At 34.7% G+C, this 19,694-nt stretch carries 21 protein-coding genes; 2 read left to right on the forward strand and 19 right to left on the reverse strand.

The genetic code is table 11. The annotated features are described in order from the left end of the window. Positions 1–28: 28 nt before the first annotated feature. Both RBQ61_RS11195 and RBQ61_RS11200 read right to left on the reverse strand, forming a co-directional pair. Positions 29–250, reverse strand: coding sequence for a FeoA family protein (locus tag RBQ61_RS11195; RefSeq protein WP_308137402.1), 222 nt, complete (start codon positions 248–250; stop codon positions 29–31). Positions 251–260: 10 nt separating this feature from the next. Beyond that, positions 261–473 carry a FeoA family protein gene (locus RBQ61_RS11200; protein ID WP_308137403.1) on the reverse strand — a complete coding sequence of 71 codons (213 nt, stop codon included), beginning with the start codon at positions 471–473 and terminating at the stop codon, positions 261–263. A gap of 228 nt (positions 474–701) precedes the next feature. Here RBQ61_RS11200 and RBQ61_RS11205 point away from each other — a divergent pair, with 228 nt between their 5' ends. Both RBQ61_RS11205 and RBQ61_RS11210 read left to right on the forward strand, forming a co-directional pair. Then, positions 702–1,049, forward strand: coding sequence for a YmaF family protein (locus RBQ61_RS11205; protein ID WP_308137404.1), 348 nt, complete (start codon positions 702–704; stop codon positions 1,047–1,049). 106 nt (positions 1,050–1,155) lie between these two features. Beyond that, positions 1,156–2,742, forward strand: a complete 1,587-nt coding sequence (locus RBQ61_RS11210) for a peptide chain release factor 3 (protein WP_308137405.1) — start codon at positions 1,156–1,158, stop codon at positions 2,740–2,742. Positions 2,743–2,819: 77 nt separating this feature from the next. Here RBQ61_RS11210 and RBQ61_RS11215 read toward each other — a convergent pair whose 3' ends face one another. The 17 genes from RBQ61_RS11215 to RBQ61_RS11295 all read right to left on the reverse strand — a co-directional run bounded on the left by RBQ61_RS11215 (position 2,820) and on the right by RBQ61_RS11295 (position 19,572). Beyond that, entirely contained in the window at positions 2,820–3,797 is a 978-nt protein-coding gene (locus RBQ61_RS11215; RefSeq protein WP_308137406.1) for an acyl-CoA dehydratase activase, read from the reverse strand. Further along, positions 3,778–4,875 carry an acyl-CoA dehydratase activase-related protein gene (locus RBQ61_RS11220; RefSeq protein WP_308137407.1) on the reverse strand — a complete coding sequence of 366 codons (1,098 nt, stop codon included), beginning with the start codon at positions 4,873–4,875 and terminating at the stop codon, positions 3,778–3,780. Before RBQ61_RS11220 ends, RBQ61_RS11215 begins: the two co-directional genes overlap by 20 nt. Beyond that, entirely contained in the window at positions 4,847–5,767 is a 921-nt protein-coding gene (locus RBQ61_RS11225) for an acyl-CoA dehydratase activase-related protein (protein ID WP_308137408.1), read from the reverse strand. The genes RBQ61_RS11220 and RBQ61_RS11225 overlap by 29 nt, the downstream gene beginning before the upstream one ends. A gap of 75 nt (positions 5,768–5,842) precedes the next feature. Further along, a complete protein-coding gene (nhaC, locus tag RBQ61_RS11230; protein ID WP_308137409.1) occupies positions 5,843–7,270 on the reverse strand; it encodes a Na+/H+ antiporter NhaC in 1,428 nt (475 codons plus the stop codon). A gap of 212 nt (positions 7,271–7,482) precedes the next feature. Continuing rightward, positions 7,483–8,823: a sigma-54 dependent transcriptional regulator gene (locus tag RBQ61_RS11235; protein ID WP_308137410.1), complete on the reverse strand. Its 1,341-nt coding sequence runs from the start codon at positions 8,821–8,823 to the stop codon at positions 7,483–7,485. 1 nt (position 8,824) lies between these two features. Continuing rightward, the gene (locus RBQ61_RS11240) at positions 8,825–10,807 is read right to left on the reverse strand and encodes a transporter substrate-binding domain-containing protein (protein ID WP_308137411.1); all 1,983 of its coding nucleotides are present in this window, start codon (positions 10,805–10,807) and stop codon (positions 8,825–8,827) included. Between the two features lie 109 nt (positions 10,808–10,916). Continuing rightward, complete coding sequence (locus RBQ61_RS11245; protein WP_308137412.1) at positions 10,917–11,381, reverse strand: pyridoxamine 5'-phosphate oxidase family protein; 465 nt, start codon at positions 11,379–11,381, stop codon at positions 10,917–10,919. A 24-nt stretch (positions 11,382–11,405) separates the two neighbouring features. Then, positions 11,406–12,551, reverse strand: a complete 1,146-nt coding sequence (locus RBQ61_RS11250; protein WP_308137413.1) for an MFS transporter — start codon at positions 12,549–12,551, stop codon at positions 11,406–11,408. 27 nt (positions 12,552–12,578) lie between these two features. Continuing rightward, positions 12,579–13,085 carry a GNAT family N-acetyltransferase gene (locus RBQ61_RS11255; RefSeq protein WP_308137414.1) on the reverse strand — a complete coding sequence of 169 codons (507 nt, stop codon included), beginning with the start codon at positions 13,083–13,085 and terminating at the stop codon, positions 12,579–12,581. Between the two features lie 18 nt (positions 13,086–13,103). After that, complete coding sequence (locus RBQ61_RS11260; RefSeq protein ID WP_308137415.1) at positions 13,104–13,637, reverse strand: GNAT family N-acetyltransferase; 534 nt, start codon at positions 13,635–13,637, stop codon at positions 13,104–13,106. 40 nt (positions 13,638–13,677) lie between these two features. Continuing rightward, positions 13,678–14,217, reverse strand: coding sequence for a GNAT family N-acetyltransferase (locus RBQ61_RS11265; RefSeq protein WP_308140113.1), 540 nt, complete (start codon positions 14,215–14,217; stop codon positions 13,678–13,680). Positions 14,218–14,267: 50 nt separating this feature from the next. Continuing rightward, entirely contained in the window at positions 14,268–15,020 is a 753-nt protein-coding gene (locus tag RBQ61_RS11270) for a nucleoside phosphorylase (RefSeq protein ID WP_308137416.1), read from the reverse strand. 18 nt (positions 15,021–15,038) lie between these two features. Then, positions 15,039–15,893, reverse strand: a complete 855-nt coding sequence (locus RBQ61_RS11275; RefSeq protein WP_308137417.1) for a GNAT family N-acetyltransferase — start codon at positions 15,891–15,893, stop codon at positions 15,039–15,041. 50 nt (positions 15,894–15,943) lie between these two features. After that, a complete protein-coding gene (locus tag RBQ61_RS11280; protein WP_308137418.1) occupies positions 15,944–16,363 on the reverse strand; it encodes a GNAT family N-acetyltransferase in 420 nt (139 codons plus the stop codon). Between the two features lie 176 nt (positions 16,364–16,539). Continuing rightward, positions 16,540–17,526 carry a M42 family metallopeptidase gene (locus RBQ61_RS11285; protein WP_308137419.1) on the reverse strand — a complete coding sequence of 329 codons (987 nt, stop codon included), beginning with the start codon at positions 17,524–17,526 and terminating at the stop codon, positions 16,540–16,542. A 1-nt stretch (position 17,527) separates the two neighbouring features. Then, positions 17,528–18,541, reverse strand: coding sequence for a M42 family metallopeptidase (locus RBQ61_RS11290; protein WP_308137420.1), 1,014 nt, complete (start codon positions 18,539–18,541; stop codon positions 17,528–17,530). Then, complete coding sequence (locus RBQ61_RS11295; RefSeq protein WP_308137421.1) at positions 18,532–19,572, reverse strand: M42 family metallopeptidase; 1,041 nt, start codon at positions 19,570–19,572, stop codon at positions 18,532–18,534. Before RBQ61_RS11295 ends, RBQ61_RS11290 begins: the two co-directional genes overlap by 10 nt. Positions 19,573–19,694 lie beyond the last annotated feature (122 nt).

Raw genomic sequence — 19,694 nt, forward strand, 5'->3', positions numbered from 1 at the left:
AGTAACATTTATTTGCAAAATACTCCTGTTAAATTTCAACAAGTATATTTTGCGCTTCGTTCTTTCTTAAGCTTAACTCGTATCCCCGTATATTTATTTCTATTGGATCTCCCAAAGGTGCAACCTTAATTACTTTTATTGACGTGCCGGGAGTCACTCCCATATCCATTAGCCTTTTTCTCATAGGTCCTTTCTCACCTATACTTTTGACAGTACCAATTTGGCCTGGCTTTAAATCTCTTAATGTCATTTTTCCCTCCTTATTTAACCATAATTAATGAAGCTAAACCCTTGTTGAGAGCAACCTTTACTCCCTTTACTAATAAGATCAGCCCGCCTTGATTTTCTCCAATCACTTGAATCCTTTCGCCTTTAACAAGCCCCATATCCTGCAGGCGTCGTTTCATATCATCTTTTCCTCTGTAACCGAGCACTTCTATGGTGTCCCCTAATGCAACCATGGCTAACGACATAACTACCTCCTAAAGTAAATGATAATGATTATCAATCTCTCAGTTAGTATAATCTAACCTCGTACTGTTGTCAATAGTATAATTGATAATCATTATCAATTATTTTGTTTTTTTATATAACATATAAAGAACAATAAAAATATATTGTCATATTATAGTAATAGGAATAAATTCCTCCTTAAAAATCAAAGGATAAACAAACTAAAATTATAAGGGAGTTTGATTTATATGCTTTTTAATAGAAATTGCAGATGTGGAGAAGAAATTATTCAGCACGTACACGATGCGCAAGGATATACGAATTTGGCAGGGCAAAGAGGATGCTGCCACAAACATTGTTTTAATGCTTCAACAGGACTAGCAATTCCCTGCGGGAACAGCCATGTGCATGAAGTTTACTTTGTTACGGATATAGTAGAATGCCATTGTCATAAAATTTGCGGAAAAACCGGGCCTGCGATTCAAACAGGATGTGGCAACCACATACATCTTATAGAGGGGTGCACGACAACTAACGACTGTCACAGACATGGAGTTGAGGTTGCAACATGCATTGAAGAAAATATAGAGTGTTAAAACGAGCGGAAAGCGTTGCTTTCCGCTTTATATATAAAAAAAACTTTATATTTTTGCCTAAATGATGTAAAATAACTAGAAGATTAGAAATTAGGAAGGAACATGAATGAATAATATAGATTTAATTAATAAAAGAAGAATTTTTGGAATCATTTCTCACCCTGATGCAGGTAAAACAACATTGACGGAAAAATTGCTGCTTCACGGAGGCGCTATTCGTGAGGCGGGCACTGTTAGAGCGAGAAAAAATTCTAAATTTGCAAAATCTGATTGGATGGAGATTGAAAAACAGAGAGGTATCTCTGTTACATCTTCTGTAATGCAGTTTGAATATAATGATAAAGTTATTTCAATAATGGACACTCCGGGGCATAATGATTTTGGAGAAGACACTTACCGAATATTGACTTCAGTTGACAGCGCAGTTATGGTTATAGATGCTGCTAAAGGTATAGAGACTCAGACAAAAAAACTGTTCCAGGTTTGTAGCATGAGAGGAATTCCTATTTTTACGTTTATTAATAAGCTTGATCGAGAATCTAAAGACCCTTTAGAACTGATGCAGGAGCTTGAAGACGTTTTAGGGCTTCTTTCAGTGGCAGTTACATGGCCCATAGGTTGTGGAAAGGAATTTGAAGGAGTATATGACAGATTAAGAAATTCTGTCTATCTTTTCAGAAAGAAAGAAATAATCCATCTAGATGAAGATGGAGTCAATTCAAGTAAGCTTGAAGGGTATATAAGTCCTTCTAATCTTGAAAATCTGAGATATGCAATAGAGCTTCTTGACGGAGCTGGTAATGAATTTAATATTGAACAAGTTCAGAGCGGAAAACTTTCTCCCGTATTTTTTGGTTCTGCTCTTGCAGATTTTGGAGTAACAGAGTTTTTGGAGCACTTTCTTCAAATGTCGCCTCCACCGTCGTCAAGAAAAACAACAAACGGTATTATTAAGCCTACCGATGAGGTTTTTACAGGATTTGTATTTAAAATTCAAGCAAATATGGACCCAAATCATCGCGATCGTCTCGCCTTTCTCAGAATATGCTCTGGAACATTTGTGAGAGGAATGAATATAACTCTTACAAGGACAGGAAAGCAAATGAAACTTAGTCAGTCTACCCATTTAATGGCTAATGAGAGAGAAACAGTTGACACTGCTTATGCCGGAGACGTTATAGGAATATATGATTCGGGCAATTTCCAAATTGGAGATACCTTAACAAATGGAAAGGAAAAAATATTATTTGAGCCGCTTCCTACATTTCCTCCAGAATTTTTCTGCAGAGTAAGCGCCAAAAATTCTCTTAAGGGAAAGAATTTTCAGAAGGGAGTAGACCAATTGGCTCAGGAAGGCGCAATCCAAGTTTACAGAAATGAATATAACGAAGTAATAATAGGTGCTGTTGGAGTCCTTCAGTTCGATGTTTTTCAATACAGGCTGACTAACGAGTACAATACTGAAATTCGTATGGAAAATATAGAATTTTCTGTTGCAAGATGGGTTAAGACAGATAATTCGGACACCCTAAAAAAATATCAGAATACAAGATGCATGCTTGTATTTGATCACTATGACAGACCTGTTCTCCTATTTACAAATCAATATGCTTTGAGAAGTTTTCAAGATAGAAATGAAGATGTTGAGTTAATTGAAGCTCTTGATATAATTGATGAAATAGGTAATCAGTAATAGAAGATTAGATATAAAATAACAGACAATTTGTGCAATATAAAACCAGAGATCGATCTCTGGTTTTATATTTTGTTCTATGCAAGAAGATCTTTTGAAGTATGCTGAAGTTTGTTGCACCATTTGCCGCATCTATCACCAAAATACCCTATTATGTTATTGTTTTCAAATATTTTCACTACTTCACAACTGTTTGAACATCCTTCACATTCCATGCTTCTTGAAAAAATATTTTTATCTGCAAGCTCAAATCCTCTGAAATTTGTTTTGCCTGATTTTTCTACGGCGAACTTTGCCATGATGGCGGCACCGATAGCTCCCATCATGTTGTAATGCTCGGGAACAAAAATCTCAAATCCTAAAGCATTTTCGAAGGATGCCTTCATTCCTCTGTTAGCGGCTACCCCTCCTTGAAACAGAACTTTTGGAAATATTGCTTTTCCTTTTGCTATGTTATTCAAATAATTTCTCACAAGAGCATCGCACAATCCTCTTATTATCTCCGGCTGATTGTAACCTAGCTGCTGTTTATGTATCATATCTGACTCTGCAAATACAGCGCATCTCCCCGCTATCCTCACAGAGGAAGTTGCTCTTAAAGCATATTCTCCGAATTCTTCTATATTTATATCCAGCCTTTCGGCTTGCCGGTCAAGGAACGATCCTGTTCCTGCTGCGCATACCGTGTTCATAGCAAAATCAGAAATAATACCGTTATTGAGAAGTATTATTTTTGAATCCTGTCCACCTATTTCAATTATAGTTCTAACATTTTTATGAGTTTCCAAGGCGGCAGTTGCATGAGCTGTAATTTCATTTTTAGCTGCATCGGCTCCTATTATGGAAGCTGCAATTGCTCTGCCGCTGCCTGTTGTTCCTGCTGCGGCTATATCTCCTTTATGATATTTATTTTTTAATATTTTAAATCCATCCTGAATTGCTTTAATAGGGTTGCCTTTTGTTCTAAGATATATTTTTTCTGTTACGTTAAGGTTCTCATCCATCATAACGAGATCGGTACTTACTGATCCGACATCAACACCCAGATAGTGCATTTTTTCTTCTCCTTTCAAGTAAATCTATAAAAGCCTCCATTCTTGTTATATAACCTGCTTCTCCGTCCATGTCATCTACGATCAAGGACATTACAGGAAAATCCAAATCTTTTGAAATTGTTGGAAGAACTGCTTTGCTGACAATTTCCGGCATGCAGCCCATGGGTAAAATTTGTATTGCCCCATCAAATCCATTTTTGCTGGCGGTTACGGCTTCACCTATACATTCAACTGCATGTCCGCCGATGCCTATAGGTATATATTTCTTGGCATTTTTACGTATTTTTAACGAGTTTATTTTTAAAGGACTAAGAGCAGCATTTTTAACCCACCAGCTTGGAGTAAGCTTTCTGCTCGAGGAAACCCCGTAATCCATAAGTTTTTCTTCTATATAAAAATTTGAATAAGGTTCAATTATGGTGTAAATTTCTCCGATAATTGCTATTTTTAAAGGATTTTTATTTATATCGACGGATAAGTGATTTAATTTTTGATTATATTGATTCATAATTTTTATCATACTGTAAGCATTATCACATTCCAATGTATCTTTTTTGCATTCAATAAGAAGGTTTTTGCATTCTCCTTTGTTTCTTTCAAATCCAGCATACATATGGGCTGTTTCCTCAATTTCATCCATTAAATTTAATACCTTTAATGCATTTAATAAGGCATTTATTTTTTGAATAGTATTTTTTTTGCTTTCAGATGATATTTTATGGATTCTTCTATAGAGTTCCATCATTCCTATATCTTTTGGATAATCAATAACAATAAAATTCATATTATAGCCCATACTTTTCAATAAATTCATTTGGAGCTCACAATATTCTCCGAACCTGCATGGCCCGCAGCTTCCTGCCAAAATTATGGTATCAGCTCCCTTTTCAATAGCATGGATATAATTACCTATCATTAGCTTAAAAGGCAGGCATATTTCTTCGGGTGAATGAAGTGAACCTATATCCAAGTCTGTTTTGCTGCATTTTGGAGGAATAACATATTCTATCCCTAAACCTTCAAACAGAGCCTTGGCTGCAATATATATATTACCCATTTGTGGGAATGTTGCTTTCATGTTTGGTTCTCCTTTCGAGCATATCGCTGAATGCTTCTATTCTTGTATCAATGCCTGCTTCCCCTGTGTGCTCGTCAAGCTTTAATATCAGCAGAGGAAAGTTCCCTATTTTATCCTTTATGAGTTCTATAATTATAGAATCTATTCCACAATTAAAAGACGATATATATATTATCCCGTCAAACCTTTTTTCTTTGACTGCATTTATGGCAAAGCCATAGTTTTCCCTTGCGTAGGTCCAAAAAGGTCTTTTATATAAATTATTGATTTCCATATTTATCAAAAAATCATTAGTAAATTCCATGGTTTCTACGGAAATTCCAAGCTTGTCAAGTTTAGCTGCCAAATTCATATTGCTGAAATTATCATAAACATTGTAAGGGTGGCCTACAAGTGCTATTTTAATATCATGTTGATTACTGTTTATTCCCGTTCTGTGTTGACTTTGAACTTCATACGCGCATTTAAAAGCACGCCTTATTTTGAAAATATCTGAAGTTACATACTTGCCGGCAGTTTTAGCCCATTTATACAAAGAATTTTTTGAATAAGCATAAATCGGCTCTGTTATTGCCGGAGGCATACCAGCAATGCTATTGAGCACCATTTCCGGAAGGCCGCAGAATTTTGGACAGATATATTCGTTTTTTTCAAGTTGCATAACTCTTGGTATAACCATTAATTCACATTTGTTTTTAATAGATGCTACATGGCCATGAAATATTTTAATGGGAAGACAAGCCTCATCTACGCAGTGTTTTACTCCTAGATCTAAAATGTTCTTGTTGGTGTCTTCTGAAACGACTACATTTGCTCCAAGCTCAGTGAAGAATGTAAATAAAAAAGGATTATATTTGTAATATAACAACCCCTTGGGAATTCCTACTATCATATTACCTCCAAATAAAAAAATATCACAAATTACAGTATTTCCATAATTTGTGATATTATTCTTATTATTAATATGTTATTCTTCTACGCTTACTTCGCCTATAACTGTGTCTGGATCATCTGCTAATTTGTATACAAACACGCCTAAGAATCCAAATATAATAACTACGATTGGCATCATATAATTAAATACTGCATAAGGAGCATATTCTACTGCAGAAACCCCTAATACACTATACAGGAATGCAGCGCATGTATTCCATGGTATAAGTGATGAAGTGACAGTTCCGCCGCCTTCCAGTGTACTTGAAAGCATTTTAGGATGAAGTCCTTTTTTCATATAAGCCTGATGGTACATTCTGCCCGGTAAAACTACTGAAATATATTGCTCAGGCATAGTTGCATTGGAACCTATGCAGGTTAATACTGTTGTTGCAATTAGTCCGCCTGTTGATTTAACCTTTTCTAATATTTTATTAACGATAACTTCCAACTGGTTGGTTTTTTCCATTATTCCGCCGAACATCATAGCTATTATGGTAAGAGAAATAGAATACATCATTCCGCTTAATCCTCCGGCAGTAAGAAGTTCATCAATTATTTCAACACCTGTTTCTGAAGTAAACCCATCGTAAGCTGCAGTTAAAATTGCACCAAAGTCTGCTCCTTGGAATATAACTCCTTCAATTCCCCCTATAATAATACCGATTACTATACCCGGAATTGCCGGCAATTTAAATGCCATTGCAAGGATAACCGCAAGAGGAGGAAGTAAAAGCAGCGGTGAAATGTTAAAGCTTGATGATAAACCGTCACGTATTGCTGTTATGGACGTAACATCTGAAGATGTACCAGAATATTGAAATCCTAAAATCAAAAATGTTACAAGAGCAATTACATATGCTGTTACAGTTGTGGGAAGCATTGCCTTTACGTGAGTAAATACGTCAGTTCCTGAAACTGCAGGAGCAAGGTTTGTAGTATCTGACAGTGGTGACATTTTGTCGCCGAAATATGCTCCGGAAATTATTGCTCCGGCAGCTACGGGAGCAGGTATTCCCAATCCCTTTGATATTCCCATCAGTGCTATTCCTATAGTGCCTGCTGTACCCCAGCTTGTACCTGTTGCCAGTGATGTAATTGAACATATAATAACAGTGGCAACCAGGAAAATGCTCGGTTTTAAAATGGCAAGCCCGTAATAAATCATGCTTGGAACAACACCTGCTAACAACCATGTACCTATAAGAACGCCTATGATGGCCAGTATAATTATGGCTTGCAGAGCTTTATAAATACCGTCAAACATTGACTTTTCAATTTCATTCCATGAATAGCCCAATCTGAATGCTATTAATACAGAAAACAAAGTTCCTATCAACATTGGGATGTGGGGATTAGCTTCGTATTTAGCTATGCCTATTCCCATTACAATAATTAAAAATCCAAAAGAAAGCAAAGCTTCCCATAAGTAAGGTTTTCTTACAACCTTTTCTTGTTTCATTAATATACCTCCAAGTATTTAATAAATTATTTCACATATAACATTCAGCAATTACCATGCCAGTTTTAGACAAAATTCGCTAAGTTAACGTATACCCGACTTGTAGCAACGCTTTCATAAAATTAAAATAACTTGAAATATTTAAAAAAATATTTCAAGTTATTAATTTGGGCAATTTTTTTCCATGCGAGTGAAATTTTTTGCCTACTTTATTATTTTAGGCCGTATTCTGCAATTTTATTAAAAAGTTGTCTTCTGCTTATGTCCATCATTTCTGCTGCCTTAGTTATATTACCGTTGCACTTTTCAAGAATGTACTTAATATACTTAGTTTCTGCAATTTGTCTTACATCTTTCAGTGTCTTTACTTCGAGGTTTTCATCTCGAAAAATTCTTAAATCAGGAAGGTCAGCTTTTCTGATAGTACCGTTTTCGCTTAATACAACAAGTCTTTCAATAATGTTTTTCAATTCTCTTATGTTTCCGGGAAAATCGTAAATAATTAATGATTCTATTAAACCATCTTCTATTCTACTTATTTTCTTTTTCATTTCTTTTTGTGCTTGATTAAGAAAAAAACGAATTAATTCAGGTATATCCTCTTTTCTTTCTCTAAGAGGAGGCACCTCTATGGTAATAGTATTTATACGGTAAAATAAATCTTCACGAAATTTACCGTCCTTGATTTCTTCGGACAGCTTTTTATTTGTCGCACTTACGAGGCGAATATCTGCATAAATACTTTTGTTGCTTCCTATTCGTTCAAATGTCCTGCTTTCCAAGACTCTTAAAAGCTTTACTTGTGTATTCAGCGAAAGTTCTCCTATTTCATCCAGGAAAAGAGTACCGTTATCGGCTTCCTCAAATCTTCCCACACGTTTTTCTATTGCTCCTGTGAAGGCGCCTTTTTCATGTCCAAATAATTCTGATTCCAAAACACCTTCTGAAAAAACTTGACAGTTTACAGCAATAAAATTTTCATTCTTTCTTCCGCTCGTCTGATGTATATACTTAGCAATAACTTCTTTTCCCGTTCCGGACTCTCCAAGTATAAGAATGTTGGAATTGCTTGCAGCAGCTTTCTCTGCTATTTTAAGCATGTTCTTAAATTTAGCATTATTGGAATCAATTAGATAATCAAAATTATTAAGTTTCGCGCGTATTGCCCTATTGCTGTTTTCCAGAGTTTTAATTTTTACGAGCTTCTCTATTTCTTTGAGTATTACTTCGGGGTCACTTCCTTTTATGAAATAGCTGAATGCTCCAAGTTTCATGGCGTTTACGGCAGAATCAATCGTACCAAAGCCTGTTACTATTATTACTTCTGATGGTATATTGCTTTCTTTTAAATATTTTAAAAGCTCAATTCCATCCATACCGGGCATTTTCAAATCGGTAATAATCAGATCAAAGCTTTGCTCCTTAACTATTGATAAGCACTCTTCAGCAGATATTGCTACATATGTTTCGTATCCTTTATCTTCAAATATAATTTTATAAACATCTCTGAAGTCTTCTTCGTCATCGACAACCAATATTCTAAAATCAACCATTTTATTTTTCCTCTAATTTAAATTTTAATTTAAACTCTGTTCCTTCGCCTGCTCTGCTTTCAACACTTATTTCTCCGTTTATTTTTGAAAGCTCATTGTAGACTATGAACAAACCCAATCCTGTTCCATTACCGACATTCTTTGTGGTAAAAAACGGGTTAAATATGTGTTCTAAATTATGTTTTTCAATTCCTTGTCCGTCATCTTTAAAAATTATATATAAATAATTTCTGCATGTACTGCAGCTGATTGTTATAGTTCCTCCATATGATACGGCATCAATTCCATTTGACAAAAGGTTTAATATTATATGCGTAAGAGATTCCAGCCTTGTGTAAAATTCTATACTGTCATCACATATAACAGTGACGTTAACATTTTTAGCTGTTATGGATTCTTTTTCCAATGCAATAATGTCATTAATTGTTTTCTTTAGTGGTATACACTTAATATCATCATTTTTTCTTGAAAAATTAAGGAGGTTTTCAACCATCTTACTTGCGCGAAGAACTGCGGATTCAATGCTTGTTAAAGCCTTATCCATCAATTCATCTCTATAAGGCATCCTGCTTTTAAGTACATATGAATAGTTTCTAATTATTCCTAAAGGATTTCTAATTTCATGAGCTAAACCTGATGCCAGCTGGCCGACAGCTATCATTTTATTTTGCTGCAGCAATTGTGTTCTGCTTATTATTTCGTTTGTATTATCTTCTATCGATATAAGAAGTCTGTTTTTTTCGGATTCAAGAACAGTAATATAGTAATTATAGTGCCTGCCGTTAAACACTGTTTCACTTACCTTATTAATCAGTTTTATATCAATTGTATCAAGAAGCGGAATATTATTGTAGCTGCATCCTATAAGATCATATTTGTTTTTATGAAGCATATCAGTAAATGATTTATTTATGTATTCAATGCGTCCGTATTTATCCAAAACAATTAAAAAATCAGACAATGCATCGAAAGTTAGTTGAAGGTCGTTCTTGCTTTTCGTAAGCTCAATGGTTCTTTTTTTTACCTGCTTTTTTAAAAAATAGGTCCATATAGAAATCCATCCCGCTATAGCTGCAAGAAATAACAATACTATTATCAGTAGAAACATAACCTGAGCATTTAATCTGTCTTTATGCACCGGTGTTGAAAGGCCAAACCATTTTTGCTGAATTTTAGGCGCGAAATCACTCTTTTTTAAATCAAGTATGGCTTTATTAAGAATGTTCACCAGTTCGGGCTTTGACTTGGTTACCCCTATGCATATATCCAATTCATACAGTGGTTCGCTCAATATATTAATTTTATCTTCTATGCTTAAATCACCCATAAAATATATAATTATGGGTTCATCACCGATTATTGCATCAACTTCTCCTCTAAGGAGTTTATTAATGGCTTCAAGATAATCAACGGTAGTGATGATTTCAGCATCCGGCATGTTATTTGCCGTATAACTGGCGGCATAATCACCGGCTTCTATTGCGATTTTGTGTCCGTTTATATCTGATATATTTGTGATTTCATTGTTATCACTTCTGGTTATAACTATTGCTCTGAGCTTGTATATACTTTTTGTAAATGACAGATATTCTTCCCTTTCTTTACTTTTAAATAATTCTATCATATCGGATTCGCCGGACACAACACTTTGCACTGCTTCTTCCCAAATTTTCGGAACAAATTCGATCTGAGTATTTAACTCGATGGACAATGCTGACACATAGTCCAGTATGAATCCTTTATACCTGCCGGTATATTTATCTTGGAACGAAAACGGAGGTGCATTATTATCAGTACAATAATATAATACACCTTTTTCATCCAGATACTCAGTTTCCTCTGTTGAAAAGTCCTGCGAGTATTTTATATATTCATAAATATTTAAGTCATAGACAGTTTTAATAAATTGATTAACTGCAAAAGTAATTACAGAAGAAGAAATCAATATCATTAAAAAAATCCATTGTTTTTTTGAATTATGCATGATATCCTCGGAAACTAAAAAATTATTATTTACTTATTATTACCATTATTAAAAATTATACCACATATGTGAGAGCCGCAACAGTATATTCAAGATTAATATATTCTTATTATTTCTGCGTTTTTCCTGTAACATGATCTATGCTTATTTTATAAACTTTTGCTGAGTTTTTTGCTTTATCTATGTACTCCAGTCCCTTATCAAGATAGTCACCAGAATATTTTTTAATTAATTCCACAAGCGCATTATATTTTTCTTCTTCGCAGGCTTCAGAGGCTTTTCCGAACAAAATTACACTTTTGTAATTAGTATCAAATTTTTCAGGCAGTAATTCAACATCATGATATACGCAAAATGAAACTTTGCTGCTATTTTTTATGTTACTAAGCTTTTGTCCGTCCTTTGCACAGTGAAAATAAATGCTGTTGTTTAAATAAACGTAGTTTAAAGGTACTCCATATGGATATCCATTTTCACATATTGTAGATAGTATTCCTACTTCGCCCCTTTTTAATATTTCTATACTTTCTTCAGCAGACATTTGCTTGTCTTTTCTTCTCATTTTATGAAACATATCGTTTTCCTCCAAAAATATAATTTAACTTTTTTTTACTGACAAAACATTAAACCATTTATTCATTGTAAGCAACATAACCGCAAAAGCTGCAGAGCTAACTATAAAAGGAAGAGCTATATTATTTTGAAAAAGTAGTCCTGCTGCAACAGGTCCGATAATTGTTCCTATGTTTCCCGCCATTGTGTATTTACCGATTGCTGTACCTCGTGATTCCATAATATCAGATGAAAACATTCCTTTTAATGAAATATCAAGCAAGACTACGGCTATGCAATAAACTGTCCAGAAAATGCCAAATGTGTAGATATTCTTAATAGCTGTAAGAACAATTAAACATAAAACAAGCATAATAAGTGATGTTTTAACTGCTCTATACCTACCGATTGTATCACTGATTTTTCCGAGCTTTTCATAAGCAAATGCAATTACAACTGCCGGAATTAAAAAAGCAATTCCTGTTTCCAGCAAATCCGAATTAAATTTATTGGCTATGTACAAAACAAATATTGATGAAACAATACTTGTAAAAATCTTAATTATTAAATTTAATATTAATATATTTTGCTTTAAAAAATTAAAATTAAATTTCGTATTAGTATAATCATATTTTACATTTTTAATAAAAATAATTGAATATATTGTTGAAATGAGTGCGGCTGCCGAACAAATTTTAAAGATATAAGACCAACCATCCATGAAATCAGAGTAATTAAATATAATGAAGCAAAGGGCCACACCTACAAGGCCTCCTTTTTCTTCATATCCGCCGATTTTTCCATAATTATGTCCCAGGTTGTTGTTCAGGTCAGCCACCATACTGAAGCATGATATACTGAGGCATACACCTGCTATAGATTGAAAAACGCGTGCTGTGTAAAGATGACCTATATCTTTGGAATAGGAATATAGCAAATATGATAATGCATATAGCAGCAGCCCTGCTATAAGTACGGTCTTCCTTCCATACCTATCTGATATTCTTCCTACATAAAGCCTCATTAAAACTAAAAAAAATGAAAAAATGGAAAAGAGCCCTGTAATTTGTACTGGTGTATATCCAAGACTCATTGTATACATTGGAAGAAGCAAATCCATGAATGTCAAAGGTAATGACACTAAAATTAATGGAATTGCCAGTCTGTCTATCGATCCATTAGTGTTGTTCATAAATACCCCCGAAACCTTAAATTATAATTAAAATAATAGTTTTCCCATTAAATATTCGTTGCAGTATTTTTTGTCTATTAATATAGACATTTCTTTTGTACCTTCAAGTTTAAAACCTAACTTATTGTACAATGAAAGGGCTCTCTTATTGTGGCTTACAACCGTAAGTTCAAGCCTTTTTACATCGTTTTCTGATGCCCACAGAAATACTTGATGAAATAATTCACTGCCTATTCCCCTTCCGCAATATTTCTCAAGAATTCCTACAACTATGACGGCAGAATGCTTAGTCCTGATAAATTTTTCTCTTACAGCAATAATAAACCCTATTATGCTTCCGTTAATTAAAGCAACATAACATGCATCCTTATTGTTTATAATACTTTGGATATTATTTCTTACAAGATCCAGATCTAGTATTCGTTCCCCTTTCTCATACAGCATATATCTGGCTTCATTATCAAGAGTATTAAGAAAGCGGCAAAATTCTTGCGTATCTTCAACAGTTCTTTCCCGTATTTCTACATTTGTCATAGCATCCTACCTTTGTTTTTAATCTATAAGCATGCCCATAAGCAAGGAATCATAAAATTTTCCGCTAATACATATATCCCTCTTTATAATTCCTTCCTCGGTAAAACCAAGTTTTTTATATAATTTTATTGCGCGTTCATTGTCGCTTCTGGTTCTTAAATTAATTTTTCTGATTATTCCCGAGCCCTTGCTCCAGTTTATCATATATTTAATAAACTCTTCACCTATACCGTATCCCCAGTAAGCTTTTGAAACGCTTATGCCAAATTCTCCTGTATGCTCTGTTCTTTGTCTGTTCCCTGCATTGAAAGTCAAGTTTCCTACAACTTTTCCGTTTACTTCCGCAATAATGGACAGGGCATTATTTTTTTTTAATACTGTTTCAATATATTCTTCTTCCTGCTCTGCACTCATGCCGAACTGTCCTGCACCAAACGATAAAAAGTCAGACTCACTGCCTATGTAGTTCATGTATTCTACCAACGCTTTTGCATCTGATTTGTCAGTCTTTCTGATTACTACTTTTTCGTTATTAATGTTTAACTCTTTCATTATGTGTAACCTCCTTATTATAATTACAACATTCTATAATTTAGGTTAATCTAAATTCCAGTTGGCAGTCAAATGGTTCATTTTCAACCATTTTTTTGTTATATTCCTCAGCTTCCCTGCATCCAAGTGATTTGTAAAATGTTTGCGTTTCTTGTGAAGAATGTGCAGATATATAAAGCTTTTTTGCCCCCATCTCCTTTGCGTTTTTACAGGACAAGGAAAATAATTTTTTACCGATTCCTATCCCCCTTTTATCAAATGATACGTGAATGCTTGAAAGCTGCAAGTATTCATTTTGCCCACCGAACAAATTATTTTCAACAGATGCAAATCCTGCAAGCAAATTATTGCAAAATGCACCGATAACTCTGCCTCCTGTAGCTATTGTATTCTGAAGACATTTGACTAGATACTCATATTCCTCAGAAGTCCACTGCTCAACAAAAGCAATATCCTTTAACTGCCATTTGCCGTTTTCTTTGCGCCAGCATTTTTTTACATCTTGATATCTGTTAAAATTTGCGAATAAATGAGTAGTTATTTCATTTATATTTAATTCTCTAATAGTTATATTCAATATTGTACTCCCAGTATAATTTTAAATCTAAAAATTATGAATTTCAGCTGCTATTATAGCATTGCGGCTATATTGAGAGCTGTACGAAGATATGCATCATATGTGTCCGAAGGCACTTTTCCCATTGTTCTTGAGTCCCAGCATATGCCGTCCAAGGTATCTTCCGCGTAAAGAAACTGGAAGACATCGACGTTTCTGAATTGTCCGACTGCCATAACAGATGCACATTCCATATCAACGGCAAGACATCCTTCTGATTTCCTTTTTTCCATGTTACCTCTTGTTTCTCGGTACAGAGCATCCGTAGTCCATGTTTTTGTTATAATATTGGGAAGTTTCAATTCCTCAAAAATTTCTGAAATTTTGCTGGCAGTTTTAACATTTATATAATCCCCTTCAGGAGCATAATGGTAGCTGGTTCCCTCATCTCTGTAAGCATCTGAAGGAATTATAAAATGACCTGGAGCAATATTTTTATCAAGAGTACCGCAGGAACCAAAAAAAATAAATTTTTCTCCGCCTCTTGCAATTACTTCTTCCATGCATGCAGCCGATCCGGCACCTCCCAGCAGAGTGTTGTATACGGCTATGCTTTTACCTTTATAGGTGACTTCATATATAGGAATCGTATAGCCCATGTTCATTTCACCTATGCACTTTGAACCGTTCATTTCTTTTACAAGTTCAAGCACCTTATCTTTAAATGTCACTACAACAGTTTTCGGAAATCTGTCTGATTTTTTTACTACGTCAGTTGCCTTTAACACTTCCTCTGAATTTATATCAAATGAACTAACTATGCTCATAAATCCCCCTTATATTATTTATAAAGTTAACATCATTTCATATTGTCCGATGTGGTGTTCGAAGCCCATCTCATATAAAAAACTAATCAGCGAACTGCATTCTGAATCTACGTTTAGTATGGCAATTTTATCTGATTCAGTATTGTTTAATAAATCTGCGATAATACTGGCTGCAATTCCTTTGCGCCTGAAATTTTTATTTACCGCTATCTGAGCTATATCTCCTGTTTTTCTTTCTATAATTCCGTAACCGGCTAATGTATTGTCTATATATACGACGGAATAGCAGAATAAGTCATGAACTGCATTGATTGAATCTGCAGAATTTTGCCAAGAGGGATTAAAATCCCAAAATTCACAAAATTCTTTCCAATCGCTTTGGCGTATTTCATCGATATGCTTAACATCGTATATTTGAGAAGCGGTAAAACTGCTCTTGTCCAATTTAAAGCATTCAAGTTCACGCACTATTTCAAATTTTGACTTTTTATATAATTCGAATGCCGAAGTATTTGTTTTAATAACTTCCAGCTGATATTGAGAAACTTCGGATTCTATTAAAAGTGCCTTAATTTGTTTGATTAAATTGCTTGTTATTCCCTGTTTTCTATAACTGCCTGCTACGCCGGTTCCTACATCATAGGCTGTAAGCTTTCCGTTATAGTTTCGCAACCCGTTTAGAACAAATCCAACCAATTCGTTATTATCAAATGCACCCATTGAAATTTTAGGGTTGTATCCCCTTCTTGTAAGCATATTCTGAAATTTAACCAAAGGTAAATCAATTTTAACCTGATAGTCGGAGAATGCATTTACAAATGCATTATGTAAGGTTTTAATTTCAACATTTTTTAATAAATTATAATCAATCATTTTTCCAGTTTCCTTTCAATATAATTTTTATGCTTACTTTAAATCACAGTTTACTGTTCTTTCTTATTGTTTGTGCTGCACCAATCCGGAAGTGAGCCTTTTATTGCCCACCATGACTTTAAGTGGTTATCCGAAAATCCTAATTTTCTGTAAATGTTTGCAGCTTCCGGGTTATTAGTGTATAAATAGATAAAGCAATCACTATAATGTAAAATAATCTTATTTATTACAGCCATGCCGTAACCTTTGCGTCTTTCCGAAGGTGTAGTATAAACGTTGGATATGTAAACAGTATTATGATATTTTTCAGCCAGTGCCATGCTTACAGGTTTTCCTAGTACATTATATGCAAAAAACATTTTATTTCCGGCAGAAATCTGTTTGTTCAGAAGAATAATACCGTATGTTTTACCGTTATCTTGCTCAATTGCAAGATTAAATTCCTGATCTTTCAAAATATTTCCTGTCATTTTTATATCATATTTACTGATATAATGCGGTTTGATGCAATGTGTATCCAATATCATTAAATCTATATCAAATTTTCTTATTGAATAACAATATTTTTGAAAATAGTCTTTTAAAGCTTCTAGTTTTAATCACTCTGAACGGCACAGTAAGTGCCGTTCCAGCTATACTTTGATTACTATTTTGATGCTGTGGCACTAACTAGTTTAATACATTCAAGTACGTCTGATTTATTGAAAATCTCTCCGGAAGAATGCAGATTTCTGGTTGGAATTGAAATAACACCGCTTGGGATTCCTTCTCTTGTTGTGTGTATTGGACCTGCATCTGTTCCTCCAAATTCAAGAACTTCATACTGATATTTTATACTGTGTTCCTCTGCAAGACCTGTAAGGAGAGTTTTTACTTCCGGATGAGTTATCATTGATTTATCCATTAGTTTAATGGCAGCACCTTCTCCAAGTTTAACATCCATTTTTATTCCATTTTTTGAGTCGCCTGTTGCGGTAACATCAAGAGCTATAGCTAAATCTGGATTTATGCTGTATCCTGCAGTCTTTGCTCCTCTGCATCCAACCTCCTCTTGAACTGAAAATACATAGTATACGTCATTATCTGTTTTAGAATGGTTTTTCAATGCTTCTATCAATATGTAACATCCTATTCTGTCATCTGCCGCCTTGCATATTACACAATCTTCAGTCTCATAATAATGGGATTGGAAAACGCACATGTCTCCTATCTTGAAGTTGGATTTTACGAAATCCTTTGAAGTTGAAGCAACGTCCAGAAATAGATTGCTCATCTCAACTTGCTCTTTTTCTTTTACTTTTTCCGAACACACTACACCTTCCATACCGTTGTCAAAGATCATTCTGAGGCCTATTATATCTTTTGCATGAATTCCTCCGACATTAGAGAATCTAAGAAATCCTTTTTCATCAACGTGTGTAATAATCAAACCTATTTGATCCATATGTGCGGAAAATAATACTTTTTTGCCGTTTCCTTTTTTTCTTGCAATTACATTTCCAAGCACATCAACCTTTATTTCGTCTGCATAATCTTTTATTTCATTTAAAATAAATTCTCGAACGTTTTTTTCTCGCCCCGAAGGTGAAAAACAATCTGATAGTTTTTTCATTAACTCGCTGTTAAAATTCATTTTATTCCCCTTTCTGATTCTCTAAGATTAGTGCCTTTGTAAGGCTTACAACACTGTTATAATCATTTATACTGGCAACACTTGCAGGCGAATGAATGTACCTGCACGGTATTGAAACTGCAACTGCTTTTGCTCCTTCTTTTGTTTTATGTATTGGTCCGGCGTCATTTCCTCCGGCAGATGATGTTCTGAACTGGTATGAAATATTGTTTTTCAAAGCAATATTTTCTACTCTTCGCACTTCTTCGATATCATAAAGCGTTGAATTGTCCATTAATGATAAAGCAGCTCCCATGCCTATACGAGTTACTTTGGAATAGTCTTTTATCTCAGGCATGTCGGCACATACAGTCCCTTCAAGAACTATGCCATAATCCGGCTCCAGAGCAAAAGCTGCAGTCTGTGCTCCTCTGCACCCCACTTCTTCCATTACAGTAAATACACCATAAAAGTCAGCATCAAGTTTCATACTTAAAACTTCAAGTAAAGCGCTGCAGCCTGCCCGGTCGTCCAATGCTTTTGCTTTTATGAGTCCATCGCCAAATTCTACATAATCGCTTTTGAAAACAATATAATCTCCTATGCTTACAAGCTTTTCTGTTTCTGATTTTGAATATGTTCCAATGTCTATATAAAGCTTATCTATTGGCAGTGATGTCCCTCTTTCCTCGGAACTCATCAAATGAACAGCTTTTGATCCTATTACTCCGGGAATTTTATTATCTCCTACCAATACTATCTTTGAGTTTAGAATTCTCTGGTCTATTCCTCCCACAGCCTGAAACTTAATGAAACCGTCAGAATCTATATGAGAAACAATTAACCCTACTTCGTCCATATGTGCGGCAATCATAATGGTCTTATTTTTTTTACCTTTGTTATGTGCAATAATATTTCCCAGCTTATCAACGTAGTGTTCGCAGCCAATATCATTTAACTTATTTTTTATATAATTTCTCACTTCATATTCACAACCTGATACGCCGGAAAGTTCAGTTAATTCTTTTAAAAACATAATATTTCCTCCAAATCAGAATTATCCAGCTCATTTATGAAACGAGCTATTGCCTTGCCAGTTGTCTCAACATCTTTTATATCTATTGTTTCCACAGATGTATGCATGTATCGCAGAGGAATGGATAATAGTATGCATGGGACACCCTCTCTGTTTATTTGAACTGCCTCGGTGTCAGTTCCTGTTTTTCCAGGAGATGCCTCATATTGCATAGGATAATTGTATGTTTTGCAGACATCAATAAATTTTTTTGTCAATTTCGGATTCAATCTTCCTCCAAAAGCAACTATGGGCCCTTTGCCTAACTTACATGTTTCTGGGGGCATGCCTGGAGCCATTCCAAAATCAACGTCAAGAACAATCCCTATGTCAGGGTTTATTTTATAGCTGGCTGTTGTTGATCCCCTGTAACCAGTTTCTTCCTGTGCCGTTGCAGCATAATATATGTTGCTTTTATGTGAAAGTTTTCTTAATTCTTTTGCTGTTTCAAGCATTACCGCTACACATGCTCGGTCATCCAGCGCTTTTGCTGAGACTATGCTTCCCTGAAGTGATACCGGTTCTCTTTTAACAACAGCTATATCTCCTATACTTACCAATTTCTTAAGTTTATCATTTGAATATCCGGTATCTATGTATAAATCCTTCAATTCCAGCGGCTTTTTTCTTTCCTCTGCAGAAGTGACGTGAGGAGGTTTGATCCCTATCACTCCAAAGACAGTTTCCTTTCCGTATACTGTTATCTCCTGGGCAACCAGAGATGCTGGATTGATACCCCCTATTGATGTGAAGCTTAAAAAACCGTTGTCAAGTATTTTTGTTACCATCAGCCCAATTTCATCAATGTGTGCTGCTAGCATTATTCTTGTTTCCTTCATACCATCTTGTTTAAATATACAACTGCCCATTTTATCATTTTCGCAGGAGTCTGTATATGGTTCGAAATATTCTTTCAGCATTTCGGTGCTTGAATGCTCAAATCCGGAAACAAATTGATTAGAGCATGCTTCAATTAAAAATTGTTTTAACATGTTACCTCCTTTGTAACTAAATTAATAAAAGCTAGCTGTCATTATTACTAATAAATGTAAAAAATAGCAATTGAGTAGCGATTGTTTAACCAATCGCTTAATCAATTGCCATTCAATTGTTT

The organism is Sedimentibacter sp. MB35-C1 (assembly GCF_030913635.1).
In the GTDB taxonomy this organism is placed as follows: Bacteria; Bacillota; Clostridia; order Tissierellales; family Sedimentibacteraceae; genus Sedimentibacter.